The organism is Xanthomonas indica (assembly GCF_040529045.1).
Taxonomy (GTDB): Bacteria; Pseudomonadota; Gammaproteobacteria; order Xanthomonadales; family Xanthomonadaceae; genus Xanthomonas_A; species Xanthomonas_A indica.
Map to the genome: position 1 here is coordinate 3,302,747 of NZ_CP131914.1, position 25,468 is coordinate 3,328,214.

The following is a 25,468-nucleotide window of genomic DNA, read 5'->3' on the forward strand; positions in this document are numbered from 1 at the left end:
GGTTACTCCGGCAAGGGTACACAGGGGGAAAACAACTGCTAGGTGCGCACGAGGCCTGCCGGTCCGGGACCAACGCCTCCACGCGTATCGCGTCCTTTAGCATGTCACGTCAGGCCGCGCCCGCCAAACGCGCGGCCTCCTCGAGGTCCACGCTGACCAGGCGGCTGACGCCGGGTTCGCGCATGGTGACACCGCTGAGCTGATGCGCCGCCTCCATCGTCGCCTTGTTGTGGCTGACGAACAGGAACTGCACTTTCTCGCTCATTTCCTTGACCATCGCCGCCAGGCGGCCGACGTTGGCTTCGTCCAGCGGCGCGTCGACCTCGTCGAGCAGACAGAACGGCGCCGGGTTGAGCTGGAAGATCGCGAACACCAGCGCCACCGCGGTCATCGCCTTCTCGCCGCCGGACAGCAGCGAGATGCTCGACACGCGCTTGCCCGGGGGCCGCGCCATGATCGCCACGCCGGTGTCCAGCAGGTCCTCGCCGGTCAGCTCCAGGTAGGCGTGGCCGCCGCCGAACAGGCGCGGATACAGCGCCTGCACGCCGGAATTGACCCGGTCGAAGGTGTCCTTGAAGCGGCCACGGGTCTCGCGGTCGATCTTGCGGATGGCGTCTTCCAGGGTCTCCAGCGCGGTGTTCAGGTCGACGTCCTGCGCTTCCAGGTACTCGGCGCGCTGCGCGGCCTCGCCGTACTCGCTGATCGCCGCCAGGTTGACCGGCTCCAGTCGGCGCATGCGCGCATCGATCTGCTGCACCGCCTGCTCCCACTCGGCCGGGTCGGCGTGCTCGGGCAGGCCGTTGATCACGTCCTCGAGCACGAAGCCGGCCTTGACCACGGCGGCCGACAGCTGCTCGGCGCTGAGCACCAGCGCCTGCTGGTCGAGCCGGCGCTGGGCGATGCGCTCGCGCTGCGCCAGCGCCTGTTCGTCGCGCTGCTGGCGGGTCTGCTCCAGCGCGCGCAGTTCGTTGTCGATGCCGTCCAGCAGCGCGCGCGCCTCGCCGAGCGCGCGGTCGGTGCGCACGCGCTCGCTCAGCGCGGCCTGGTGCTCGGCCTCCAGCGCCAGCACCGGCGAGTCGCCCTCGTTCAACTGCGCGCTGAGCTCGCCCAGGCGCGCGTCCAGTTGCCCACGCTGGTTGCCCATGCGCTCCAGCGCCTGGCTCAGCGAGGCGATCTGGGTGCGCTGCGATTCCAGGGTCAGGGCCAGTGCGTGCGAGGCCTCGCGCACCCGCCGCGCGGCATCGCGGGCCAGGTCGCGTGCTTCGGTGAGCTGGCGGCGCTCGCTTTCCAGCGCATGCCGCACCGATTCCAGGTCGCCCATGCTGGTGACCGCGTCCTCCAGCTTGGAGCGCGCCTCGCGCGCCTGCTCGCGGCTGCTGTCGAGGGTTTCCAGCAGTTGCGCGACTTCCAGTTCGATGCGCTCGATACGGGTGCGCGCGGCGTCGACCTTGCCCTGCTGGCTCTGCAACTGCCCGGCCAGTTCGGACACGCTGCGGTGCGCCTGGTACAGCTGGCGCTGCGCGTCCTCGCGCTGCTGCTCGCCGGCCAGCAACTGCGCGCGCAGTTCGCCCAGGCGCTGCTCGAGGTCGGCCTCGCGCTCCTGCAGCGTCTCGATCTGGCCGCGCAGGCTCTGGATCTCGCGCTCGCGCAGCAGCGCGCCCTGCTTGGCCGCGCCGGAGCGCGATACCCGCAACCAGCCCTGGCCCAGGCGCGCGCCGTCGCGGGTGACGATGGAATCGCCCTCGCCCAGCTGCGGCAGCAGCGCGCGCGCGGCAGCCAGGTCCTCGGCCGCGTGCAGCCGCGCCAGCAGCCGGCGGATCGCGATCGGGCCTTGCACCTTGGCCGCGAGCGAGGTCGGCGCGAAGGTCTCGGCCGCGTCCTCGCCGCTGACCAGGGCGATGCGGCCTTCGCCGAGTTCGCCAAGGGCGTCGACCAGGGTCTCCGGCGCCTCCACCAGCACGCCTTCGATCAATTGCCCGAGCGCGCCTTCGACCGCGTTCTCCCAGCCGCTCTCGACGCTGAGCCGCTCGCCGACGCGCGCCGCCGAATCCAGCCCGCGCGCCTGCAGCCAGGCCACCGCCGCGCCCTGCTCCTGGCCGAGCGCGGCCTGCTGCAGGGTTTCCAGCGACGACAGCCGGCCGCGTGCAGCCTGCGCCTGCTTGCGCACGTCGGCCAGCTCGGCCTGCGCCGAGCGCTGCTGGTCCTGCAGCGCCGCCACCGCCTGCTTGCGCGCCTCGACCTGCTCGGTCAGCCCGTCCAGCGCGGCGCGCTGGGTCTCGTGCTGCAGTTCCAGTTGCGCGAACGCCTCGGACAGCGCGTCCAGGTCCAGCCCGGCGCGCTCGGCCTGCAGTGCCTCGCGGCGGCGCTCGGCTTCCAGCGACTGCCGGTCCAGGTAATCGACGCGGGTGCGCTCCACTTCGCCGGCGCGCGAGGCTTCGGCGGTGTTGCGCTGATGCGATTCCCAGCGCTGCTGCCAGTCGGCCAGGCGTGCCTCGGCCTCGCGCAGCGCTTCCTGCTTGTACTCGTTGTCTTCCTGCAACTGCTCCAGCTGCGGGCCTGCCACGTCCACCGATTCGCGCAACAGCGCCAGCTTGGCCTCGTCGGTGCCGATATGCTGGCCGAGCTCGGCCAGCGCCAATTGCGCCTCGTCGCGCGCCTTGTGCAGGCGCTGCGACAGATCGCGCTGGTGCTGGATCTGCTGTTCGATCCGGGCCAGGGTGCTGCCGACCTTGTAGACCTCGGCCTGCGCGGTGCTCAACGCCTCGGCGGCCTCCTCGCGGCGCACGCGGCCGGTCTCGATGCGCGCCTCGGCATCGCGCTGCTCGGCGATCAGCTGCTGCAGGCGGGTCTCTTCCTGGCCCAGCGCTTCGCGCAGGCCCTGCAGGCGTCCGTCCAGGCCGCGGTATTCCAGCGCCTTCCACTGCGCGTCCTTGATCCGCCGTTCTTCCTGCAGCGCCTGGTACTGCTCGGCCTGGCGCGCCTGGCGCTTGAGGTGCTCGAGCTGCTTGCCGATCTCCTCGCGCAGGTCGCCCAGGCGTTCCAGGTTCTCGCGGGTGTGGCGGATGCGGGTCTCGGTCTCCTTGCGCCGCTCCTTGTACTTGGAGATGCCGGCGGCTTCCTCCAGGTACACGCGCAGGTCTTCCGGGCGCGCCTCGATGATCTGGCTGATCATGCCCTGCTCGATGATCGAGTAGCTGCGCGGGCCCAGGCCGGTGCCCAGGAACAGGTCGGTGATGTCGCGGCGCCGGCACTTGGTGCCGTTGAGGTAGTAGCTGCTGCTGCCGTCGCGGCTGACCTGGCGCTTGACCGAGATCTCGTTGAAGGAGGCGTACTCGCCGGCGATGGTGTGGTCGGTGTTGTCGAAGATCAGCTCCACCGTGGCCTGCGACACCGGCTTGCGCGCCGAGGACCCGGAGAAGATCACGTCCGTCAGCGAATCGCCGCGCAACCGGCTGGCCGAACTTTCGCCCATCACCCAGCGCACCGCGTCGATGATGTTCGACTTGCCGCAGCCGTTCGGACCGACGATGCCGGTCATGTTGGTCGGCAGGTGCAGCGTGGTCGGATCGACGAAGGACTTGAAGCCGGACAGCTTGATGGTCGACAGGCGCATGGTGCGGGCAATCCATGGCAGGCGCCGCCGGCATTCCGAGCTGCGCTGCCGCTAATGAAGATCCAGGTGAGGTCCTGCGTCCAACCCATTGATGCGGCTACACCGCCGGGCCGACATCGGACACGAGTCGCTGAGTATAGCGGCCCCTGCGCGAGGCTGGGGCGGCCCGCGCCCGGGCGGCAGCGATGCGACGGCGGTCGCACACGCAGGAGATCGTGCCTGCCGGCCGTGCCGGCCAGGCCGCACGACCCGCCGGTGGCGGCGCAGGTCCGCAAAAACGACACGGGCACCTTGCGGTGCCCGTGTCGGTCCAGCGATGACGCAACGATCAGGCGTCGGCTTCGACCACGACCTTGACCGTGGTTTCCACGTCGGCGTGCAGGCGCACCAGCACCTCGTACTCGCCGATGTTGCGGAACGCGCCTTCGCCCAGCACCACTTCGCCCTTCTCCAGCGGCATGCCGGCGGCGGTGAAGGCCTCGGCGATGTCGCGCGGGCCGACCGAGCCGTACAGCTTGCCTTCGGTGGAGGCGTTGGCCTTGACGGTCACGCTGGCGCCTTCCAGCTTGGCGGCGCGGGCTTCGGCGTCGTCGTGGATCGACTTGGCCTTGGCTTCGTACTCGGCGCGCTTGGCTTCGAACTCGGCGATGTTGGCGGCGGTGGCCGGCACGGCCTTGCCCTGCGGCACCAGGTAGTTGCGGCCGTAGCCCGGCTTGACGTCGACCTTGTCGCCGAGGCCGCCCAGGTTGGTCACTTTCTGCAGAAGAATCAGTTGCATGGTCTTGCTCCGTTATTCGTTAGCGTCGGCACGCGGCCGCCGCAACGGGTGCTGTCCGAATAGGAGAAGCCGGGATTCGGGATTCGGGAATCGGGATTGCGCCCGATCGGCACCGCACTCTTCAATCGCCAGACTTCAGTGGAATGCCCGCACCGGAGGGTGCGGGCCAGGCGTTCCGGGAAACCCCGGAATCAAACGTCGTGGTTGTCCGTGTACGGGATCAGCGCCAGGAAACGCGCGCGCTTGACCGCCGTGGCCAGCTGACGCTGGTACTTGGACTTGGTGCCGGTCACGCGGCTCGGCACGATCTTGCCGTTCTCGGTGAGGTACTGGCGCAGGGTGTTGAGATCCTTGTAGTCGATCTCCTTGACGCCCTCGGCGGTGAACTTGCAGAACTTGCGACGACGGAAGAACTTGGACATGAGCGTGCTCCTTAGGCGGCTTCGGCGGCGTCGCCGTCGGTTTCGGTGGCGGCGGCGGGCGCATCACCCTCTTCGTCGTCGCGACGACGGCGCTCACCGCGCTCGGGCTTGTCGGCCTTCTCGTCCTTGCTCTTCATGATCAGCGACTGCTCGGTGTCGGCGCCGTCGCGCTTGATCACCAGGTGGCGCAGCACGGCGTCGTTGAAGCGGAAGCTCTCGACCAGCTCGCTCAGCACGGCCTGGTCCACTTCGATGTTCAGCATGACGTAGTGGGCCTTCACCAGGTTCTGGATCGGGTACGCCAGCTGGCGGCGGCCCCAGTCTTCCAGACGGTGGATGGTGCCCTTGCCGTTCTCGACCAGCGACTTGTAGCGCTCGATCATGGCCGGGACCTGCTCGCTCTGGTCCGGGTGGACCAGGAACACGATTTCGTAATGACGACTCATGGTGTGTACCTTTCGGATGTGGCCTTGCGGCCGGACAGCCCCCCGCGGTGCGACGGCGGTGGGGCAAGGACTCCCGCCGGGAAGGCAGGAAGCCGCACATTATGGCGCAGAAGTGCCGCTGCGGACAAGGTGCCGGGGCGGGAGGCGGGATGGAGGCGGCCTGGCCGGCGCGGCGACGCTCACGGCGCGGTGGCGTGCGTGGCGTCGGTGGTGAAGCTCTCGCCGCAGCCGCACTCGGCGGTGGCATTCGGGTTGCGGAACACGAAGGTCTCGCCCAGGCCCTGCTTGGCGAAGTCGATCTCGGTGCCGTCCACCAGCGGCAGGCTGGTCGCATCGACGTAGATGCGCACGCCGTCCTGCTCGAACACCGCGTCGTCCGGACGCGCCTCGCGCGCCAGGTCGGTGACGTGGCCCCAGCCGGAACAGCCGGTGCGCTCCACGCCGAAACGCAACCCCAACGCACCGGGCGTCTGCGCGACGAAGCGCTGCACGCGGGCATGGGCGACGGGGGTGAGACGGATGGCCATGGCAACGACTCCGGCGACTGCGAACGATCATTATAGGGAGGACGGCGGCCGATCGCCGCCACGCCTCGCAAGCGCTGCGCTCCAGCCAGTACACTTGCCCCTTCCATATCGAGTCGCTGCGGCGAGGATTCAAGTCATGACGGTGGTGAGCGTTGCACATGCGCTGGCCGGGAAGATCCCGGAAGGCGGCGAAGTCACGGTGCGGGGATGGGTGCGCACGCTGCGCGGATCTGCCGGACTGGCTTTCATCAACGTGACCGACGGCTCTTGCTTCGCCCCGATCCAGGTGGTGGCGACCGACGCGCTGCCCAACTTCGACGAGGTCAAGCGGCTCACCGGCAGCTGCTCGCTGATCGCCAAGGGCGTGCTGGTGAAGTCGCAGGGCAAGGGCCAGTCGTACGAGATCCAGGCCAGCGCGGTCGAGGTGGTGGGCTGGGTCGAGGACCCGCTGACCTACCCGATCCAGCCCAAGCCGATGTCGCCGGAGTTCCTGCGCGAGGTCGCGCACCTGCGCCCGCGCACCAACCTGTTCGGCGCGGTGACGCGCATCCGCAACTGCCTGGCGCAGGCGGTGCACCGCTATTTTCACAGCAACGGCTATTCCTGGATCAGCACGCCGATCATCACCACCTCCGACGCCGAAGGCGCCGGGCAGATGTTCCGCGTCTCCACCCTGGACATGGCCAACCTGCCGCGCGACGCGCACGGCCAGGTCGACTTCGGCCGCGACTTCTTCGGCAAGGAAACCTTCCTGACCGTATCCGGCCAGCTCAACGTCGAGGCCTACTGCCTGGCGCTGAGCAAGGTCTATACCTTCGGCCCGACCTTCCGCGCCGAGAACAGCCACACCACCCGCCACCTGGCCGAGTTCTGGATGATCGAGCCGGAGATCGCCTTCGCCGACCTGGCCGAGGACGCGCGCGTGGCCGAGGATTTCCTCAAGTACCTGTTCCGCGCGGTGCTGGACGAGCGCGCCGACGACCTGGCGTTCATCGCCGAGCGCGTGGACAAGACCGCGATCAGCAAGCTGGAGACCTTCATCAACTCGCCGTTCGAGCGCATCGAGTACGGCGACGCGATCGGCCTGCTGCAGAAGTCCGGGCAGAAGTTCGAGTTCCCGGTGGAATGGGGCCTGGACCTGCAGACCGAGCACGAGCGCTGGCTGACCGAGCAGCACGTCGGCCGTCCGGTGGTGGTGACCAACTACCCCGAGCACATCAAGGCCTTCTACATGCGCCTGAACGACGACGGCAAGACCGTCGCGGCGATAGACGTGCTGGCGCCCGGCATCGGCGAGATCATCGGCGGCAGCCAGCGCGAGGAGCGTCTGGACGTGCTCGATGCGCGCATGCTGCAGTTCGGCCTGGATCCGCAGCACTACGGCTGGTACCGCGACTTCCGCCGCTACGGCACGGTGCCGCACGCCGGCTTCGGCCTGGGCTTCGAGCGCCTGGTGGTGTACGTGTGCGGACTGAGCAACATCCGCGACGCCATCCCCTACCCGCGCGCGCCGGGCAGCGCCGAGTTCTGAGGCGAGCCGGGGAGCGCGCGCCATGATCCTGTTCTTCGCGCTGTGCTTCGTCGGCGTGGCGATCGCCGGGGCCAGCGCGTTCCTGATCTTCTGGCCGCTGACCCTGGTGCACATCCGCGACCGCCATCCGCCGCTGGTGGCGGCGTTCGGGCCGGGCGCCTTCCTCAAGCCGGCAGCGCTGGGCTGGCTGCTGGCGCGGCGCTACCGTCCGCTCGGCGACCGCGGCCTGTCCGGGCTGGCGACGCCGGCCTGGCTGTCGCTGCTGACCATCTTCTTCGGCCTGGGCATGGCCGCCCTGCTCTGGCTGCTTTCCCTGGTGATCCCATGACCTCAGATTCCCCCGCCCACGATCAGTGGTACCTGGCCAGTCTCGGCCGCCTGCTGGTGTGGGCACGCCTGCGCGTGCGCGCGGCCGGCACCGCCGAGGTGCTGGACAGCGACGGCAACACCCTCAGCTACGACAGCGAGGACACCGCCCGCGCGGCGCTGTTCGACGCCGAGTTCGTCGCCTTCGACGGTCTCGACGAGGACGATGCGCGGGCGCGCGGTTTCTCCTTGGGCGAAGTGTCGCCGCCACAGGCCGATCACGACGCCGATCTGCGCGGGCGGATGACCCAGAGCCTGGGCGCACGCGCCTGAGCCGGCGATGCATGTTCCGCCCGCCTTCGCCGAACACGACCTGGGTGCGCTCGACGCGTTGATCGCGGACAACCCGTTCGCCACCCTGGTCACCGTCGCCGACGGCCTGCCCTGCGCCACGCCGTTGCCGGTGCTGTACCGGCGCGACGGCGCGCGCATCCTGGTCGAAGGCCATTGGTCACGGGCCAACCCGCAGGCGCGGCACGTCGGGCCGGCCTTGCTGATCGTGCACGGTCCGCATGCCTACGTTTCGCCGGGCTGGTATCCGGACAAGCAGGCGATGGCGCGGGTGCCGACGTGGAACTACGCCACCGCGCACCTGCACGGGCAGCTGCAGCCCAGCGACGACGAAGCACTGCTGGCCGACGTGGTGGCGCGGCTGAGCGAACACCATGAGCGTGCGCTGGGCAGCGACTGGCGCTACGAGCCGGACAACGACGCGCACCGGCGCCAGTTGCGCGGGATTGTCGGCTTCCGGCTCGAGATCGAGCGGGTCGACCTGAAGTTCAAGCTCAGCCAGAACCATCCGCCGGCGAACCAGGCCGCGGTGCGCGAGGCGTTGCAGGCCCAGGCCGGCGCCGGTGCGCAGGCCATCGCGGCGCTGATGCACGCGCGCCGCCCGGACTGAACCTCACTGCCCTGCAGCAGGACTGACTGCACCTTGCGCCGTCGCCGCACGGCCGCGCCGCCGTGGCGTTCGCCGTCTCATCCGCAGCGGCTGGCCGGCCCCTGCCGGTCGTGCTCGGCACGGCGCGCACTAGCGCGCCCGCCTTCCAGCGGCGACAGGCCTTCGCGGATCGCATAGCGCGTCAACTGCGCGATGCTCTGCATGCCCAGCTTGAGCATGATGTGCTCGCGATGGGTGCCGATGGTCTTGACGCTGATGTGCAGGCGCGCGGCGATCTCCTTGGTCGAAAGGCCCTCGGACAGCAACTGCACGATCTCGCGTTCGCGCGAGGTCAGCAGGGTGTACGCGGAGACCGTGTCGCCGGGCGGACAGCGGTACTCGCTGACCAGCGACTGCGACAGCTGCGGGCTGATGTACAACTGGTCGTTGCCGACCTGCTGGATCGCGCGCAACAGTTCGTGGAAGGTGCTGTTGCGCGCCAGGTAGCCCTTGGCGCCGGCGTCGATGGCCGCGCGCACGTTGGCCGCGGCATCGGAGGCGGCGATGCAGATCGCCTTGCTGCGCGGGCTGCGCTGCAGCAGCCGGCGGGTGGCCTCGATGCCGTTGAGACCCGGCAGCATCACGTCCATCAGCACGACGTCCGGCTGCCGTCGGGTCACCAGTTGCACGCACTCCAGTCCGTCGACCGCATGGCCGACCACGTCGATGTCCGGCGTGTTGTTGAGCAGGGCCACCATGCCCTCCAGCACGATGCTGCGTTCGGCGGCAATCACGATACGTGTGTTCATTCTCTACCTGTGTTGGCAATGGAACTCCCAACGCGCGACCGCGCGGCAACCCGCGTCCCCTGCAGTGCGACGCGCCCCTTTTTTCAACCGATGCGACAGCGCTGAACCTGCGCTTGCGTTACGTCCTCAGCTTGTCACGCTGCGCTATGGCAGCCATCGGCTTCAGGCTGATATGGGCGAGCAGGAGGGCTGAAATTGTGCGAATTGCCGCATTCGTCTAGCCTCGTAGACAGAATCGTGTGCTAGCACGCTCGCGCTGTGACGCAGAACGAAGTCCTGCGACGCAATCGGTGTTGAGGCCGGGCGCGCTGCGCGCGTCTCGACGACGTCGTCAGTCGGCCGGCGCCGAGGGTGGCGGCAGCCGGGCGGCCTCCACCTGCAGCATCGCGCGGGCGAACTCGGCCAGCCGTTGCTGGATCGCCGCCGGCGGCGTGCCGGCGGCGATCGACTGCTGCAGCGCCATCAACTGCGCGGCCAGTTCGCCCTGCCAGCGCATGCGCTCGGTGTCGTTGCTGGCGCGCTGCACTTCCAGCGAGGCCTGCGCCTGCGCCGAGGTGTCGCCGCGCACCAGCGTTTCCATGGAATCGACCAGGCGTTGCAGCAGGCGGTACACCGCGGTGGCGGAAAAGCCGCCCAGCATCGCCAGGGTCGGCTTGCCGAAGCTGCGCATGCTGCCGCTCTCGAACAGATCCGGCGGCAGCACCTCGACCAGGATCAGGCCGGCGATCAGGCCCAGGATCATGCGTGCGCCATAGGAGGCGTCGTACTTGGGGTCGTAGGTGGCGTCGGCGACGTAGCGATGCACCTGGAACAGCGAAGAGAACGAGGCACCCAGGCCGGCGCAGAACAGCAGGAACAGCGCATTCCACAACAGCACGCTGCCGGACGAATCGAGGAACCCCAGGCGCACGTTGTCCGCGCTGACCTTGCTGGACAGCGCCGACGCCACCACCAGGAACAGGAACAGCAGCGACGTGACGGTCAGCGCGCGCACCAGTGGCAGCGGGCCGAGCAACGTGGCCCAGTGCGGGCGGCGGCGCTCGGCATCGAGCAGGAACACCGCCTGCGGCGTCGCCGGGCGGATCAGTTGCGCCAGGCGCCGATGGGTCACCGCCAGTTCGTGCGCGCGCGGCTCGATCTCGCCATCGTCGGCCGCGCCCTCCGCGGAACCGGTGCCGACCAGCACCGACAGACGCGCGATCAGTTCCGGCGGCACCGCCATGCCGTGCTCCAGCGCGTAACGCGCCATCGCTTCGCACTCCGCACGCAATTGCGGCAGGATGCCCGGCGGCGGCAGGCGCGGCCCGGCACTGCGGGCAGCGGTCAGCCGGCGCCGCAGCGCGCCGGCCAGCGCCTTGATCCAGACGTTCATCGCATCACTCCTGGACGGACACGGTGGCCGGCGCCTGCGCGCGGCGGATTACGGGTTGGTGGGCGCGCGCTCCAGCAGTGCGCGTTCCCGACGCGCCCCGGTGCGGTCGATGATCTGCAGTTCGACGTGTCCATCCGGCGTTGCGCGCAAGGTCAGTTGGCCGTCGCTCAATCGCGCACAGATCCCCTGATCGTTCATGTCCAGCGCATACAGCGCGCCTGCTTCGCGCATGCCCAGGTAACGGCCTTGCACCCTGCACTCGCGTGGCGCGCCGTAGCGCAGTTGCACCGTGGGGTTGCCCGGCGCCTGCGGCGTCGCAGCAACGCTCAGTTCCACCGCAACGTCCCGATCGCCGCGCTCGGGGCGGACCATCCCGCGCCACTTGCCCTGCAGCAGGCTGGGCTGGCCCGGATCGCTATGCAGCACCACCGGCAGGTCCTTGCCGTCGACGGTGAGCCGCAGGTCGTCGCCGCTGCGCTGCACGCGCAGCGGCTTGCCCATCAGCTTGTCGCAGTAGGCACCGCCATTGATCGAGTCCAGCACGAAGGCGCCACCCGGTTGCGGCTTGACCAGCAGCGTGCAGTTCAGCGGCGAGCCGAACATCAGCCTGGTCTTGCCGTCGCGCTGCACCAGGCGCACCGTCGCCAGGCGCTGCGCGTCCAGCGCCAGGGTGCCACTCCATTCGCCGGCCGGCAGCGCCTCGACGCTGGCCGCGGCGGCCGGCGTGGGCGCCTGCGGCACGGCGCCGAGGGCGAACGGCATGGCCAGGCACAGCGCCAGCCAGAGCGGGAAACGCGCAACACCACGCGAACGGATACGCATGCGACTCTCCTGTTGGATACGAAGGAAAAACGACGGCACGGTCAGGACAGACCGCGCCAGAGCAGCGCCAAGACGGCCGCCACGAAGCACAGTACGGCAAGCAGCCACAGTGCCCGGCGTCGGCGTCGGCGCAAGCGCTGCGCGCGGGCCAGCGAGCGCAGGTCGATGTGCAGTTCTCGGCACCACAGGTCGGTGTCGTGCCGGGACAGCAGAAAGCCGTGTCTACGCATGTGCGGTCTCCTGGGCGGGATCGTGCGGCGCGGCCGGTTCGGACAGGTGCCACAGCTTCAGCAGCTGACCATCGAACAGCACTTCGCCGACCGGGGTGTGGGTGCCGCGGAACAGCACCTGCAGGCGGTGGCCCGGCCGCCGTGGTCGTCGCGGCAAGACCTGCAGCAGCAGGCGCGGCGCCTCGTCCGGCATCTCCACCACGTCCAGTTCCACGTCGAAGGACAGGGCCAGCTCGCCGATCTGCGGCAGTTGCCAGGCGCGCAGTTCCCACAACGGGATCCGCCACGCTGGCGGCTCGGCCTCCTCCGTCACCACCTGCACGGTCTCGGCGGCGCCGAAGCACGCGCGCAAGGCCTGCTCATGGCGGGCCCGGCACCGGCGCTGCGCGTCCAGCAGCGCCGCCGACAGCCCCTGCAGCAGCAGGTCGAATTCGCAGCGCAACCTGGCCATCACTCGTCCTTCAGCCAGCCGGGCTTGCGCGGAAACCCCACGTGGTAGCACAGCCACTGCATCACCACCTGGTGCTCGCCGATCTGCAGCACGGCGAAATTCTTCTCGGTACCGATGATCGCACCCTTGGGCGAATCGCTCAGGCACCGGTTGAGCAAGGCCCGCGCCGCTTCGATCTGCTCGGGCGATTGCATCTGCGTCGGGTTGTCGCTACCGACCACGACCCGCTTGACGAACTTGACTTCAGTAAGGTCGAACATCGTTGACGAGTTCCCCGACGAGATGGTTCAACGGACCGCTCTGGGATTACGGGGTGACCGCAACCGGCTTGCCGATCTTGCGCGGCGCCACCGCGGTCTGCAGGATGTCCAGCACCCGCGCCAGGCCTTCCGGCGGACCCTTGTCCGCGGCGTGCACCGAGACGTGGTACTTGGCCGAGTTGTCCGAGCTGCGCGTGTTCTCCTTGCTGGTGGAGACCGAGCCCTGGATGTGCACCTTGGCCTTGAACAGGCCGAAGCCGTATTCCACGTCCGCCGACATCGATGCCGCCGCATCGGTCTTTTCCTTGGAGGAGAAGGACGACTTCACTTCCATGTCGAAGGTGACGTCCACGGTCTGGATGCTCAGGCTGGGCACGTTGACGATGGCCAGCAGCGGCACTTCCAGTTCGACCTCTTCCTCGGCGATGCCGCCGGCCTTGTCCGGGTCGTCGACCGGCCGCTTGAAGCGGAAGCTGGCGGTGCGGGTCGCGCCGGTGCCCTGCGGATCTTTGGGATCGGTCGGCGGCAGGAAGCCGATGACGCGGATGAAATCGGCGGTGGCGCGGGCCAGCTTGACCTGTGCGTCGCAGGCCGCATCCAGCGGTCCGCCGATCAGGTCGCCCATCGGCAGACCCTTGAATTGACTTGACATGTTGACGAGTTCGTCAGCCATTGCAGTGACTCCTTAGTTGGTGGGATTGGTTACATCGTCCGTGCCCGCGACGTCCGGCTTGTCGGCCATGACCGTCTTGAACACGCCCTGCGTCTGCGCCAGATGGTTGAGCAATCTGGCCGCTCCGTCAGTCGGTTCGGTGCCCTCCACGCGCAGCACGACGTGGACGGCACTCTGGCGCTGGCTCCGCGCGCTGGCGCTGGTATCCACGCGCACGCTGGAACGGGTGGCCGTGCGCTTGGCCTGCCAGGCCGCTTTCGGGCCGGGCGGCTCCGGCGCGAAGAAACCGTCGGCCGACTGCAGGCCGCCGAGGTCGCCGAGTTGCGCATCGAAGCTGATCTCCACGTCCTTGATCCGCAGCACATTGGTCGAGACCAGCGGCAGCAGCGGCGCGCGGTAGTAGTCCTCGTCGCCCTCGGCGGCCTGCGGGTGCTGCGACGGCAGGCGGATGATCACGCTCTTGGGCCGGTGGAACTCGTCGAAGTAGTCGCCGAGGTTGGCCATCTGGTGCTGCTCGATGCGGTCCTGCGCCTCGATCACCGCGCCGGCCAGCGCTTCGATCAGGTCGTTCAATGCGGTCGGTCCAGCCATGGTCGCTCCTGGGGAAAGAAGGCCGCCGTCGGCGACGGCGGCGGATCGGCAGCATGCGCCGCGCGCGCGCTCAACTCAGGTCGGGAAAGGAATCGGTGCGCGCCAGCCAGCCCTTGAGGAACTTGGCCAGCGGCGGCCGGGCCGCGACCAGGCGCTGGTAGTAGTCGCGTCGGCCCTGCTTGTAGCGCGCGTACAGATCGCGCTGGTCCGCCGCCTTCAGCGCGGCCAGGGTGGCCGGGCCGATCTTGCCGTCCTCCGGCAGCTTCAGCGTCGGGGTCTGTGCGTTGAGCACGCGCTGCAGCAGCTTGATCGCGTTGCTGCCGGCGTTGACCTGGAAGTCGAACAGGATGTTGGCCAGCGGCTGCAGCGCGATCTCGTCGCCGTGCACCGCATTCCAGTAGCAGGTCTTGTAGATCACCCCGGCCTGCGCGTCGGTGAGCGCGCGCAGGTTGTCCAGGGTCGGCTCCAGTTGCAGCAGGCTCTTGGCGTAGACGCGGAACGTCGCCAGGGTGATGCCCTTGTTGGTGGCGCCGCCCGGGTCCACCGGGTCGTTGACGAAACCGCCCTCGTGCTTGAGCAGGGTCGGAAAGAATGCGTTGAAGTCGGCCATGGGTTCCTCCGCTGGTGCCCGCTGGTGGGCGTGGAGGAAGTCTGCGCAGCGGTGCGCGGCGGCGGGATCGGCAAAAGCCCGATCCGGCGGCGCCTGCGCACTGAGGCGCCGCGGCGATCCGGCGCGCCGGCGTGCATGCCGGTGCGCCGCGCCGGGCTGCGCACCGGCCGCGGGCTTCTGGGATAATGCCGGGCTATGAGCAAAATCGCGCAACTCCTGGACAACAACCGCTCCTGGTCCGAACGCATCAATCGCGAGGATCCCGAGTTCTTCAGTCGCCTGTCCAAGCAGCAGACGCCGGAGTACCTGTGGATCGGCTGTTCCGATTCGCGGGTGCCGGCGAACCAGATCATCGACATGGCGCCGGGCGAAGTGTTCGTCCACCGCAACATCGCCAACGTGGTCGTGCACACCGATCTGAACTGCCTGTCGGTGATCCAGTTCGCGGTCGAGGTGCTGAAGGTGCGGCACATCCTGGTGGTCGGCCACTACGGCTGCGGCGGCGTGCACGCGGGTCTGACCCGTGCGCGGCTGGGCCTGGTCGACAACTGGATCCGCCACGTCACCGACGTGGCCGAGAAGCACGAGCACTGCCTGCAGCAGGCCGGCGACCTCAACGTGCAGCACGCGCGCCTGTGCGAACTCAACGTGCTCGAGCAGGTGGTCAACGTCAGCCGCACCTCGATCGTGCTCGACGCCTGGGCGCGCGGCCAGGAACTGACCGTGCACGGCTGGGTCTACAGCCTGCGCGACGGCCGCGTGCACGACCTGGGCATGGAACTGGACCGCATCGACGACCTGGCGCCGCGCTACGATGCCGCCCTGGCGCGCATCAGCCAGGACCGCGAGGACCGCTGAGCGGCGCGCACGGCCCCGTCATTCCCCGCTAGGATCCGCATGCTCCCCGGCCCCCTCAACCTGCACGCCTGGATCGACGCCCATCGGCACCTGCTGAAGCCGCCGGTCGGCAACAAGTGCATCCACGCCGGCGACTTCATCGTGATGGTGGTCGGCGGGCCGAACGCGCGCAGCGACTATCACTACGACGAAGGCCCGGAGTGGTTCTACCAGCTCGAAGGCGAGATGGTGCTGAAGATCCAGGAGGACGGCGCGGTGCGCGAGATCCCGATCCGCGCCGGCGAGACCTTCCTGCTGCCGCCGAAGGTGCCGCACTCGCCGCAGCGTGGGCCCGACTCGGTGGGCCTGGTGATCGAACGGCGACGCCTGCCGCACGAACAGGACGGCCTGCTGTGGTACTGCGCGCACTGCAACCACCTGCTGTACGAAGCCTACTTCCCGCTGCAGGACATCGAGACCGACTTCCCGCCGGTGTTCGCGCGTTTCTACGCCTCCGACGCGCTGCGCACCTGCGCCCGCTGCGGTCACGTGCATCCGCGGCCGCCGGCGGCCGCCGCGCCGTGACCGCCCTGCGCCTGCACCGTTCCGGATCGCGATGCTGCGCAGCCTGATCGCGCTCAAGCCGCGCGACGTGCCGGTGCGCGTGGCCCTGCGCAACACCGCCGCGGTGGTCGCGCCGCTGGCGCTGGGCGTGGCCGCCGGCCATGCCGAACTCGGCCTGGCAGTGTCCACCGGCGCGCTCAACACCATGTTCTCCGACCAACCCGGCCCGTACCGGGCGCGGATGCAGCGCATGCTGATGGCGGCCCTGGCAGCGGGCGTGGCCGCGCTGCTGGGCATGCTGATCGGCGCGCATACGGTCGCACTGGCGCTGAGCGCCCTGGTGCTCGGCCTGGGCGGCGGCCTGCTGGTGGCGCTGGGCCCGGTCGCGGCGCGGGTCGGGCTGACCAGCATGATCCTGCTGGTGGTCAGCGCCGACGTACGCCTGCCCCCACCGCAGAGCGTGGGCGTGGCGGCGCTGATCTTCGCCGGCGGCGTGTTGCAGATGCTGATGGCGCTGGCGGCCTGGCCGCTGCAGCGCTACCGGCCGGAGCGCTTCGCCCTGGCCGACCTGATGCGGCAACTGGCCGGCCTCGCCCGCCAGCGGCCGAGCGCGACCGCAGCGCCGCCGGCCACCGAGGCGGTGCTCGAGGCGATGGTGATGCTGCATGGCGAACACCGCTCGCGCGGGCGTGCGGTGCAGGCGTTCCGGGTCATCGCCGAACTGTGCGAACGCGCGCGGCTGGAGCTGCTGACCCTGGCCGACCTGCATGGGCGCCTGGAGGCGACGTCGCCGGCGCGGCTGCCGATCGAACGCGTGCTCGAACGCAGCGCGGTGGTGCTGGACCAGCTTGCGCACGCGCTGGACGGCGCCGAGGATCCCGACGCGGCCAATGCCTCGATGACCGGGTTCGACGATCTCATCGACGCGCTGGCGCAGGTGCAGGCGCAGACCGAGGACACCCGCGAACGGCGCCTGCTGCGCATCGCCGTGGCGCGTGCGCAGGGCCTGGGCGGGCAGTTGCGCGCACTGGTCCGCAACGGCCGCTGGGCCAGCAGCCGCGGCGAGATCCAGGCCGAACTGGCCGAGGCGCGGCTGCCGGCGGCGCTGCGCCCGCTGGCGCCGCTGCAGACCTTGCGGGCGAACCTGAACCTGTCCTCGGTCGCGTTCCGGCATGCGCTGCGCTGCGGCGTGTGCCTGGCGCTGGCGGTGCTGTTCGCGCGCTGGCAGGCCATCCCGCACGGCTACTGGATCCCGATGACCACCGCGATCGTGCTCAAACCGGATTTCGGCGGCACCCTCAGTTTCGGCGCGCTGCGCGTGGCCGGCACCTTCGCCGGGCTGCTGCTGGCCACCGTGCTGGCGCACTTCGTGATGGACGGGGCGGTGGTGCGGCTGCTGTTGCTGACCGTGTTCTGCCTGGGCTTCCGCCTGCTGACCCAGGTCAACTACGGGCTCGGCGTGGCCTGCCTGACCGGCATGCTGGTGCTGCTGCTGTCGTTCGAGGGCATGGCCCCGGGCGAGGCGATCGGCGAGCGCATCCAGGCCACGGTGCTCGGCAGCGCGCTGGCACTGGCGGCCTATGCGCTGTGGCCGACCTGGGAACGCAAGCACATCCGCGCCATCCTCGCGCAGTTGCTGCTCGCCTATCGCGACCATTTGAGCGCGGTGCTGGAGGGGCGCCTGCAGGCGCTGCCGGACACCCGCGCGGCCTCGCGCACCGCGCGCACCAACGCGCAGGCCTCGATCGAACGCCTGCGCGGCGAGCCGCGGCGCAAGCGCAACCTGCGCGAGCTGACCCTGGCCGAATCGGTGCTGGCCAACGGCAACCGGCTGATCCGCGCCTCGCTGTCGCTGGAAGCGGTGCTGCGCGATGCGCCGCCGCTGCCGCCGCTGCCGGAACTGCAGCAGTTCCGGCAACAGGCGCATGCCGCGCTCACCGAGCTGGCCGAGGGCCTGCGCACCGGCACCCCACCGCCGCAGGCCAGCCTGCGCACGGACGAGCGGCGCCTGGCCGAGGCGCTGGCCGCGCACCTGCAGGACGGCAGCGACGGCGGCGCCCTGGCGGCATTGGCCGATACCGGCGACCGTGTCGCCGACAGCATCGGCACCCTCACCCACCTGGTCCGCAGTGCGCTGCTGCCGGCCGCGGCGGCCGCAAAGGAACCGCCGCCGGTGGGCGCGCAGCGCAGCGGGTGAAGGCGCAGGCCTGTCGTGCCGGCGGCGCGGAAAGCGCGCAGCCCGCCGCAGCGCCACGCCGCCGGACAGTCACCTCAGGTCATCACCCACGTTCTAGACTCTCGCCCTGCTTCCCGGAACCCAATGCCGATGAACGAGATCCTGTCCCGCCAGCACGCCATCGCCCTCGACGCCGCCGATCCGCTGCGCGCCTTGCGCCAGGAGTTCCTGTTCCCGCAGCACCAGGGCGCCGACCAGGCCTACTTCGTCGGCAACTCGCTGGGCCTGCAGCCGCGCGGGGCGCGCGCCGCGGTGCAGGACGTGCTGGACAAGTGGTCCTCGCTGGCGGTGGAAGGCCATTTCAACGGCGACACCCAGTGGATGACCTACCACGAACTGCTGGCTGCGCCGCTGGCGCGGCTGGTCGGCGCGCATCCGCACGAAGTGGTGGCGATGAACACGCTGACGGTGAACCTGCACCTGCTCATGGTCAGCTTCTACCGGCCCACCCGCGAGCGCCCGGCGATCCTGATCGAGGCCGGCGCGTTCCCCTCCGACCAGCACGCAGTAGCCTCGCAGATCCGCTTCCACGGCTTCGACCCGGCCACCGACCTGATCGAAGTGCAGCCCGACGGCGCCGACGGCACCGTGTCGCTGGCGGCGATCGAGCACGCCATCGCCGAGCACGGCCCGCGCCTGGCACTGGTGCTGTGGCCCGGGGTGCAGTACCGCACCGGCCAGGCCTTCGACCTGGCCGCGGTGGCGCGGCTGGCGCGCGCGGCCGGCGCGGCGGTCGGCTTCGACCTGGCCCACGCGATCGGCAACGTGCCGCTGCACCTGCACGATGCCGCGCCGGATTTCGCGGTGTGGTGCCACTACAAGTACCTCAACGCCGGCCCCGGCGCGGTCGCCGGCGCCTTCGTGCACGAGCGCCACGGCCACGGCGACACGCCGCGCTTCGCCGGCTGGTGGGGCCACGACAAGCGCACCCGCTTCCGCATGGCACCCGAGTTCGTCGCCGCACCCGGCGCCGACGGCTGGCAGCTGAGCAACCCGCCGATCCTGAGCATGGCGCCGCTGCGCGCCTCGCTGGACCTGTTCGAACGCGCCGGGCTGGACGCGCTGCGGCAGAAGTCGCAGCAGCTCACCGGCTACCTGGAGACGCTGATCCGCGCCCGCCTGGCCGACACCCTGCAGATCATCACCCCGTCCGACCCGGCGCAACGCGGCTGCCAGCTGTCGCTGCGCGTGGCCGGCGGCCGCGAGCGCGGCCGCGCCCTGTTCGAGTATCTGCAGTCGGTGGGCGTGCTCGGCGACTGGCGCGAACCGGACGTGATCCGGATCAGCCCGGTGCCGCTGTACAACCGCTACCGCGACGTCTACCGCTTCGTCGAGGAAGTGGAAACCTGGGCCGGGGTCTGACCCGCCTTCTTCGCGCGGCCCGCAGCCGCGCTTTCCGGACACCGCATTGAACGCATCCCCCCGCAGCATCACCCTGATCGGCGCCGGCCTGGCCGGCTCCCTGCTCGCCATCCTGCTCTCGCGCCAGGGCTGGCAGGTCACCGTCTACGAGCGTCGTGGCGACCCGCGCGTGCACGACTACGAGCGCGGCCGCTCGATCAACCTGGCCCTGGCCGAACGCGGCCTGCACGTGCTGCGCCAGGCCGGCGCCGATGCCGCGGTGATGGCCAAGGCGGTGATGATGCGCGGGCGCATGGTGCATTTCGCCGACGGCCACCAGCAGCTGCAACGCTACGGCCGCGACGACAGCGAAGTGATCTGGTCGGTGCACCGCAACGATCTCAACATCACCCTGCTGCAACTGGCCGAGCAGGCCGGCGCGCGCATCCACTTCTACCGGCGCCTGCACACGGTGGATTTCGACGCCGGCTACGCGCGCTTCATCGACGACCGCGACGACCAGCCGCACGACATCCGCTTCGAGAGCATGATCGGCGCCGACGGCGCCGGCTCGGCGCTGCGCGCGGCGATGCAGCGCAAGGCGCCGATGGCCGAACACATCGAGTTCCTCGATCATTCCTACAAGGAACTGGAGATCCCGCCCAGCGCCAGCGGCGGCTTCCGCATCGAACCCAACGCGCTGCACATCTGGCCGCGCGGGCACTACATGTGCATCGCCCTGCCCAACGATGAGGGCACCTTCACCGTCACCCTGTTCCTGCCCAACAAGGGCGAGCCCAGCTTCGCCACCGTGCGCAACGGCGAGGAGGCGCTGGCGCTGTTCGCGCGCGATTTCGCCGATGCGCTGCCACTGATGCCGCAACTGGCCGAGCACTGGGAACAGCACCCGCCGGGCCTGCTCGGCACGCTGCGCCTGGAGCGCTGGCACCTGGACGGCCGCGCGGTGCTGCTGGGCGACGCCGCGCACGCGATGGTGCCGTTCCACGGGCAAGGCATGAACTGCGCGTTCGAGGATTGCGCGGCGCTGGCCGCGCACCTGCAGCGCGAGCCGGACCTGGCCCGTGCCTATGCCGCCTTCGAGGCCGAACGCAAGCCCAATGCCGGCGCGATCCAGCAGATGGCCCTGGAGAACTACGTGGAAATGCGCGACCGCGTCGGCGACGCCGGCTTCCTGCTGCAGCGCGAACTCGGCCAGGCCCTGCAGGCGCGGCACCCGACCCGCTTCGTGCCGCACTACACCATGGTCACCTTCCTGCGCACGCCGTACGCGCAGGCGCTGGAACGCAGCGAGGTGCAGCGCGACATCCTGGTCCAGGCCACGCAGGGCCACAGCGATCTGTCGCGGATCGACTGGCAGTGGCTGGAGCGCATCGTGCACGCGCGGCTGGCGCCGCTGGAGGGGGCGCATTGAACCGGCGTACCCTGTGCGGGCACCCGGTCTTCCGCAGGAGCGGCTCTCCCTGGTCTGGGGCGATCTGTTGCGACAGCATTCCCGGTAACGCCCATCGCGGCTGAAGCCGCTCCTACACAAGCATCCGCGCTCCGCGCCTCGCCTGCCCCGCACCATTCGACTCGTCATGCCCGACAGCTTCCTCTTCTACGACCTGGAGACCTTCGGCGCCGATCCGCGGCGCACGCGCATCGCGCAGTTCGCCGCGGTGCGCACCGACGCCGATCTCAACGTGATCGAGGAGCCGATCAGTTTCTTCGTCAAGCCGGCCGACGACCTGCTGCCCTCGCCGGTCGCCACCCTGATCACCGGCATCGCCCCGCAGCAGGCGCTGCGCGAGGGCGTCAGCGAAGCCGAGGCGTTCGCGCGCATCGCCGAGCAGATGGCGCGGCCGCAGACCTGCACCCTGGGCTACAACTCGCTGCGCTTCGACGACGAGTTCGTGCGCCACGGCCTGTTCCGCAATTTTTACGATCCTTACGAACGCGAGTGGCGCAACGGCAACTCGCGCTGGGACCTGCTGGACATGCTGCGGCTGATGCACGCACTGCGCCCGGAGGGCATCGTCTGGCCGCAGCGCGAGGACGGCGCCACCTCGTTCAAGCTGGAGCAACTGGCATTGGCCAACGGCGTGCGCGACGGCGATGCGCACGAGGCGCTGTCCGACGTGTACGCCACCATCGGCATGGCCCGGCATTTCCGCCGCAGCCAGCCGCGGCTGTGGGAGTACGCGCTGAAGCTGCGCGACAAGCGCTTCTGCGGGACCCTGCTCGACGCAGTGGCGATGCAGCCGGTGCTGCACGTGTCGATGCGCTATCCGGCCGCGCGCCTGTGCGCGGCGCCGGTGCTGCCGCTGGCACGGCATCCACGCATCGACAGCCGGGTGCTGGTGTTCGACCTGGAAGGCGACATCGAGCCGCTGCTGCGCTATACGCCGGACCAGATCGCCGACCGCCTGTACACCCCGCAGGCCGACCTGCCCGAGGGCGAACAGCGCATCCCGCTCAAGGAAGTGCACCTGAACAAGGCGCCGGCGCTGGTCGCCTGGGCGCACCTGCGCGAGGCGGACTTCGCCCGGCTGCGGCTGGACCCGGCGCAGCTGTTGGCCAAGGCCGCGCGCCTGCGCGAGGCCGGCCCGGCGCTGGCGGAGAAGGTACGGCGGGTGTTCGCCAGCGAGCGTGCCGCGGTGCCGACCGATGTCGACGCCTCGTTGTACGACGGCTTCCTGGCCGACGGCGACAAGCGGGCCATGGCCCAGGTGCGCGCCAGCCCACCGGCGCAACTGGCCGCGCTGGAAGGCCAGTTCCGCGATCCGCGCCTGCCCGAACTGCTGTTCCGCTACCGCGCGCGCAACTGGCCGCAGAGCCTGTCCATCGCCGAGCAGGCACGCTGGGACGACTACCGGCGGCAGCGCCTGCAACAGGACAGCGGCCTGTCCGAACTGAACTTCGACACCTTCTATGCGGAGCTGGCCGATTTACGCCTGGCTCACTCGCAGGATGCTACCAAGCAAGCCCTGCTCGACCAGTTGGCCGCCTGGGGCCACGACCTGCAACGCAGCCTATGACCAGCTATTTCAGCGACGCCAGCTTCAAGTTCCTGCGGGCCCTGGCCCGGCACAACGACAAGGCCTGGTTCAACGACAACCGGCACAAGTACGAAGAACACGTGCGCCAGCCGTTCCTGCGCCTGATCACCGACCTGCAGCCGGACCTGGCCCAGGTCAGCGAACATTTCCGTGCCGATCCGCGCGGCGTCGGCGGCTCGCTGTTCCGCATCCATCGCGACGCGCGCTTCTCCCACGACAAGTCGCCGTACAAGACCTGGCAGGGCGCGCGCCTGTTCCACGAGCGGCGCAAGCAGGTGCCGGCGCCATCGTTCTACATCCACCTGCAGCCGGGCGAGAGCTTCGTCGGTGCCGGGTTGTGGCATCCGGAACCGGACACGCAGCGCAAGGTGCGCCAGTTCATCTTCGACAATCCCGGCAGTTGGAAGGCCGCCGCGCACGCGCCGGCGCTGCGCCGCCGCTTCGACTTCGAGGAAAGCGAGATGCTGGTGCGGCCGCCGCGCGGCTTCCCGGCCGACTTCGAGTGCATCGACGACCTCAAGCACAAGAACTGGGTGTTCTGGCGCCAGCTCGACGATGCGGCGATGACCGGCCCGCGGCTGCGCACGCAGATCGCCGCCGACCTGCAGACGCTGGGCCCGTTCGTGGACTATCTGTGCGCGGCGCTGGACCTGGAATTCTAGAACGGCAGCGTTTTCCCGTAGGAGCGGCTTGAGCCGCGACAGGCATTCCCATCGACGCCCGTCGCGGCTGAAGCCGCTCCTACGCGACCGGAGGACATCCCATGAAGAAATGGCTGGCATTGCTGTTCCTCGCCCTGTTCGCCCTCGGCGGCTACGTCGTCGCGGGGCCGTACCTGGCCATCCGCGGCATCGACCAGGCGCTGCGCGAGCGCGATGCCGCGGCGCTGGAGCGCTACGTCGACTTCCCCACCCTGCGGGTGAACCTCAAGGCCCAGGTGGACGATGCGCTGGTACGCCGCGCCGGACCCGACCTGCAGTCCAGCCTGTTCGGCGGCGCGCTGCTGTCGCTGGCCGGCGGCCTCGGTGGGATGAGCGTGGACGCGCTGGTCACCCCGGCCGGCATCGGCGCGCTGATGCAGGGCGACGCGCTGTGGAAACGCGCCAGCGGCGACACCGTCGGCGGCGACACCTACGCCGCGCCGCGTCCGCCGCAACCGCTGCGACAGGCCGAACACCGCTTCGAATCGACCACGCGCTTCGTCGCCACTGTGCACACGGCCGACGGCACCGCGGTGCCCTTCGTGTTCACCCGCGACGGCCTGCGCTGGAAGCTCAGCAACATCCTGCTGCCGCTGTAGGCAATGGCGGCGGCGTGCGACTGGGCTGTGATCGCCTTTCGGAGCATCTCCAACACCCCGTTTTGTCTGGGATCGTCCTGTCTCGTAGGAGCGGCTTCAGCCGCGACGAGACGTTCCCTGCATGGCTGTCGCGGCTGAAGCCGCTCCTACGCGGGCGCCCTGTCATGATCGGAGGCTCCTTCAGTCGCGACGAACGAAGCGCGGATGTCTCCCCAGGCAGCATGCAGTCGGGACTGAAGTCCCTCCCACAGGAGGCACATCCGGCTATCTCCCGCCATCCGCCTTCTGTTGGGTGTGGATCAACTGTTCGACTGGACTCACACATGCAGTTCCTCCACCGTCGCCTGCCCGGCCTCGGCAAGGCAGAGTCGCTACAACTGCAGGCAGATCAACTCGGACACTTCCGGATCGCCGGCGCTGCGCCATAGGTTGCGGGTGGCGAATGCGCGCCCGGCGTCCGGGCACATCAACGCGATCTCGAACTCCGGCGGCGCCTGCACCCAGCGGTGTGGCGCGCACTCGTCGGTGCGGAAGGACGCGACACCCGTCTGGACATGCCGCGCTTGCTCGCCCGTCGTCGCCGTGGTGGCGGCCACCGTCAGCATGCGGCCATCGCGGGTGACCGCGGTGTTCCAGAAGTCGGTGCCGAGGTCGATCTCCGTCACCGACGTGTACGGCGGGTCCATGACGCCGGCGCTCGCGGTCGGTGCCGCCCACGACACGCGGTTGCCGTCGGCGATGCGGCCGGGTCCGAGCGAGAGCCACAGGCGGCCCTGTTCGTCCATCGCCGATTGGCAGATCGGCGGCGTCCGCGCGATGCGCTTGGGCGGCCGTGGCAGGCCCGGCTCCGCGAGCCACAGGCTGCCCTCGGCCGCCACCGCCAGGATCTTGCCATCGGGCGTCGCGTGCAGCTGCAGTTCCTCCGCCAACGCCCTGCGCCGCACGCTGCCATCCGCCAGACTGATGGCGCTGAGCTGTGCGGAGCGGGCATTGGCCGCATGCACATGGCCGTGCAGCGGCAGCAGGCGGTCGATGTAACGCGGAATGCGCGACGTCCATTTTTCCGCGACGCGCAGCGTGCCGGCCTCGAGCCGGAACAGCTTGGTCTCGGTGGCCGCCAGCACGCTGCCCTCGCCGTCGCTGGCGAAGGCCCGCGCCTGGTTGCCGAGGGCGACCGACGCCACTTCGTCGCCTGTCGCCATGGACAGCGCGCGCACCCGCAGCGCGCCGACGCTGACGCCCCATCCATCCGCGACCAGCACCTGCCCGGTCCGCTCTTCCAGCCAGAGTCGATGGGCGGCCACGCCGGGCACGGTGGTCCGCCACAGAATCGTGGCAGCTTCGGGATCTGCGCTCGCGTGCGCAGGCGGGGACGCGGATGAATCGTGTTGCGGACGCATCGATGCGCGGACTCTTCCATCAACGAAGCGGGAACTCTTGCAAATCGCACCTGAGCGCAACGTGTTTTGCCAGCGTTGGCGTGCAACGTCAGACAGGCGCCGTGTGCGAGCGATTGCAGGCGCTGCGCGAGGACGGACGAACGCACGCGGCATCGCGTACCGGACCCGCGCTTCGCAATGACGCACTTGCCCCGCAGCGACTGCGCGCCATCCCGCGCATCGCGCCAGTGCACGCCCCAACCAGCGCCGGTACGCGCCAGGCGACGCGTCTGATGAGCAGCCGGTCGCAACCGCAACCGTCTGAAGGAGACAGACACGCAGCGCACCCTCGGCACGCGCAGCCCAATGAC

27 protein-coding genes are annotated in these 25,468 nt (G+C 69.8%); 12 read left to right on the forward strand and 15 right to left on the reverse strand.

Features of this window, described 5'->3' with window-relative positions:
• Window positions 1–109: 109 nt before the first annotated feature.
• The 5 genes from smc to Q7W82_RS14360 form a co-directional block, all read right to left on the reverse strand.
• A complete protein-coding gene (gene smc / locus Q7W82_RS14340; RefSeq protein ID WP_242160389.1) occupies window positions 110–3,613 on the reverse strand; it encodes a chromosome segregation protein SMC in 3,504 nt (1,167 codons plus the stop codon).
• Window positions 3,614–3,941: 328 nt separating this feature from the next.
• Window positions 3,942–4,391, reverse strand: a complete 450-nt coding sequence (gene rplI / locus Q7W82_RS14345) for a 50S ribosomal protein L9 (RefSeq protein WP_010342531.1) — start codon at window positions 4,389–4,391, stop codon at window positions 3,942–3,944.
• Between the two features lie 191 nt (window positions 4,392–4,582).
• The gene (gene rpsR, locus Q7W82_RS14350; protein ID WP_002804494.1) at window positions 4,583–4,813 is read right to left on the reverse strand and encodes a 30S ribosomal protein S18; all 231 of its coding nucleotides are present in this window, start codon (window positions 4,811–4,813) and stop codon (window positions 4,583–4,585) included.
• A gap of 11 nt (window positions 4,814–4,824) precedes the next feature.
• Window positions 4,825–5,259, reverse strand: a complete 435-nt coding sequence (gene rpsF / locus Q7W82_RS14355) for a 30S ribosomal protein S6 (protein WP_010342529.1) — start codon at window positions 5,257–5,259, stop codon at window positions 4,825–4,827.
• Between the two features lie 179 nt (window positions 5,260–5,438).
• Window positions 5,439–5,786 carry an iron-sulfur cluster assembly accessory protein gene (locus Q7W82_RS14360; RefSeq protein ID WP_242160390.1) on the reverse strand — a complete coding sequence of 116 codons (348 nt, stop codon included), beginning with the start codon at window positions 5,784–5,786 and terminating at the stop codon, window positions 5,439–5,441.
• A 136-nt stretch (window positions 5,787–5,922) separates the two neighbouring features.
• Here Q7W82_RS14360 and asnS point away from each other — a divergent pair, with 136 nt between their 5' ends.
• Genes asnS through Q7W82_RS14380 form a run of 4 tightly spaced genes read left to right on the forward strand, consistent with a single transcriptional unit; the run spans window position 5,923 to window position 8,584 of the window.
• Window positions 5,923–7,317: an asparagine--tRNA ligase gene (gene asnS / locus Q7W82_RS14365; protein ID WP_242160391.1), complete on the forward strand. Its 1,395-nt coding sequence runs from the start codon at window positions 5,923–5,925 to the stop codon at window positions 7,315–7,317.
• Window positions 7,318–7,339: 22 nt separating this feature from the next.
• Window positions 7,340–7,645 (forward strand): hypothetical protein, encoded by a 306-nt coding sequence (locus Q7W82_RS14370; protein WP_160948275.1) that lies wholly within the window; start codon window positions 7,340–7,342, stop codon window positions 7,643–7,645.
• A complete protein-coding gene (locus tag Q7W82_RS14375) occupies window positions 7,642–7,956 on the forward strand; it encodes a hypothetical protein (RefSeq protein ID WP_242160392.1) in 315 nt (104 codons plus the stop codon). Before Q7W82_RS14370 ends, Q7W82_RS14375 begins: the two co-directional genes overlap by 4 nt.
• A 7-nt stretch (window positions 7,957–7,963) precedes the next feature.
• Window positions 7,964–8,584: an FMN-binding negative transcriptional regulator gene (locus tag Q7W82_RS14380; protein WP_242160393.1), complete on the forward strand. Its 621-nt coding sequence runs from the start codon at window positions 7,964–7,966 to the stop codon at window positions 8,582–8,584.
• A gap of 77 nt (window positions 8,585–8,661) precedes the next feature.
• Here the strand turns inward: Q7W82_RS14380 and Q7W82_RS14385 are convergent, their stop codons facing one another.
• The 9 genes from Q7W82_RS14385 to Q7W82_RS14425 all read right to left on the reverse strand — a co-directional run bounded on the left by Q7W82_RS14385 (window position 8,662) and on the right by Q7W82_RS14425 (window position 14,381).
• Window positions 8,662–9,372: a response regulator transcription factor gene (locus tag Q7W82_RS14385; RefSeq protein ID WP_160948272.1), complete on the reverse strand. Its 711-nt coding sequence runs from the start codon at window positions 9,370–9,372 to the stop codon at window positions 8,662–8,664.
• A gap of 331 nt (window positions 9,373–9,703) precedes the next feature.
• Window positions 9,704–10,744, reverse strand: a complete 1,041-nt coding sequence (locus Q7W82_RS14390; RefSeq protein ID WP_242160394.1) for a hypothetical protein — start codon at window positions 10,742–10,744, stop codon at window positions 9,704–9,706.
• 48 nt (window positions 10,745–10,792) lie between these two features.
• Window positions 10,793–11,566, reverse strand: a complete 774-nt coding sequence (locus Q7W82_RS14395) for a hypothetical protein (RefSeq protein WP_242160395.1) — start codon at window positions 11,564–11,566, stop codon at window positions 10,793–10,795.
• A gap of 41 nt (window positions 11,567–11,607) precedes the next feature.
• Window positions 11,608–11,796, reverse strand: coding sequence for a hypothetical protein (locus Q7W82_RS14400; protein WP_242160396.1), 189 nt, complete (start codon window positions 11,794–11,796; stop codon window positions 11,608–11,610).
• Complete coding sequence (locus tag Q7W82_RS14405) at window positions 11,789–12,247, reverse strand: hypothetical protein (RefSeq protein WP_242160397.1); 459 nt, start codon at window positions 12,245–12,247, stop codon at window positions 11,789–11,791. The genes Q7W82_RS14400 and Q7W82_RS14405 overlap by 8 nt, the downstream gene beginning before the upstream one ends.
• Window positions 12,247–12,507, reverse strand: coding sequence for a hypothetical protein (locus Q7W82_RS14410; protein ID WP_242160398.1), 261 nt, complete (start codon window positions 12,505–12,507; stop codon window positions 12,247–12,249). The genes Q7W82_RS14405 and Q7W82_RS14410 overlap by 1 nt, the downstream gene beginning before the upstream one ends.
• Before the next feature lie 46 nt (window positions 12,508–12,553).
• Entirely contained in the window at window positions 12,554–13,180 is a 627-nt protein-coding gene (locus tag Q7W82_RS14415) for a DUF2589 domain-containing protein (protein WP_242160399.1), read from the reverse strand.
• A 12-nt stretch (window positions 13,181–13,192) separates the two neighbouring features.
• Entirely contained in the window at window positions 13,193–13,771 is a 579-nt protein-coding gene (locus Q7W82_RS14420) for a DUF2589 domain-containing protein (RefSeq protein ID WP_184502415.1), read from the reverse strand.
• 70 nt (window positions 13,772–13,841) lie between these two features.
• Window positions 13,842–14,381: a glycosyl hydrolase 108 family protein gene (locus Q7W82_RS14425; RefSeq protein ID WP_242160400.1), complete on the reverse strand. Its 540-nt coding sequence runs from the start codon at window positions 14,379–14,381 to the stop codon at window positions 13,842–13,844.
• A gap of 195 nt (window positions 14,382–14,576) precedes the next feature.
• Between Q7W82_RS14425 and can the strand changes: the two genes are divergently transcribed.
• The 8 genes from can (at window position 14,577) to Q7W82_RS14465 (ending at window position 23,718) form a co-directional block, all read left to right on the forward strand.
• Window positions 14,577–15,239: a carbonate dehydratase gene (gene can / locus Q7W82_RS14430; protein WP_160948265.1), complete on the forward strand. Its 663-nt coding sequence runs from the start codon at window positions 14,577–14,579 to the stop codon at window positions 15,237–15,239.
• Between the two features lie 39 nt (window positions 15,240–15,278).
• Complete coding sequence (locus Q7W82_RS14435; RefSeq protein ID WP_242160401.1) at window positions 15,279–15,803, forward strand: 3-hydroxyanthranilate 3,4-dioxygenase; 525 nt, start codon at window positions 15,279–15,281, stop codon at window positions 15,801–15,803.
• Between the two features lie 31 nt (window positions 15,804–15,834).
• A complete protein-coding gene (locus Q7W82_RS14440) occupies window positions 15,835–17,979 on the forward strand; it encodes an FUSC family protein (RefSeq protein ID WP_242160402.1) in 2,145 nt (714 codons plus the stop codon).
• Between the two features lie 129 nt (window positions 17,980–18,108).
• Window positions 18,109–19,380 carry a kynureninase gene (gene kynU / locus Q7W82_RS14445; RefSeq protein WP_242160403.1) on the forward strand — a complete coding sequence of 424 codons (1,272 nt, stop codon included), beginning with the start codon at window positions 18,109–18,111 and terminating at the stop codon, window positions 19,378–19,380.
• A 46-nt stretch (window positions 19,381–19,426) separates the two neighbouring features.
• Complete coding sequence (locus Q7W82_RS14450; RefSeq protein WP_242160404.1) at window positions 19,427–20,791, forward strand: NAD(P)/FAD-dependent oxidoreductase; 1,365 nt, start codon at window positions 19,427–19,429, stop codon at window positions 20,789–20,791.
• A 166-nt stretch (window positions 20,792–20,957) separates the two neighbouring features.
• Window positions 20,958–22,397: an exodeoxyribonuclease I gene (gene sbcB / locus Q7W82_RS14455; protein WP_242160405.1), complete on the forward strand. Its 1,440-nt coding sequence runs from the start codon at window positions 20,958–20,960 to the stop codon at window positions 22,395–22,397.
• Window positions 22,394–23,080, forward strand: a complete 687-nt coding sequence (locus tag Q7W82_RS14460) for a DUF2461 domain-containing protein (protein WP_242160406.1) — start codon at window positions 22,394–22,396, stop codon at window positions 23,078–23,080. The genes sbcB and Q7W82_RS14460 overlap by 4 nt, the downstream gene beginning before the upstream one ends.
• Window positions 23,081–23,181: 101 nt before the next feature.
• Complete coding sequence (locus Q7W82_RS14465; RefSeq protein WP_160948258.1) at window positions 23,182–23,718, forward strand: DUF2939 domain-containing protein; 537 nt, start codon at window positions 23,182–23,184, stop codon at window positions 23,716–23,718.
• Window positions 23,719–24,089: 371 nt separating this feature from the next.
• Here Q7W82_RS14465 and Q7W82_RS14470 read toward each other — a convergent pair whose 3' ends face one another.
• Window positions 24,090–25,118, reverse strand: a complete 1,029-nt coding sequence (locus Q7W82_RS14470) for a hypothetical protein (RefSeq protein ID WP_242160407.1) — start codon at window positions 25,116–25,118, stop codon at window positions 24,090–24,092.
• Between the last annotated feature and the right edge of the window lie 350 nt (window positions 25,119–25,468).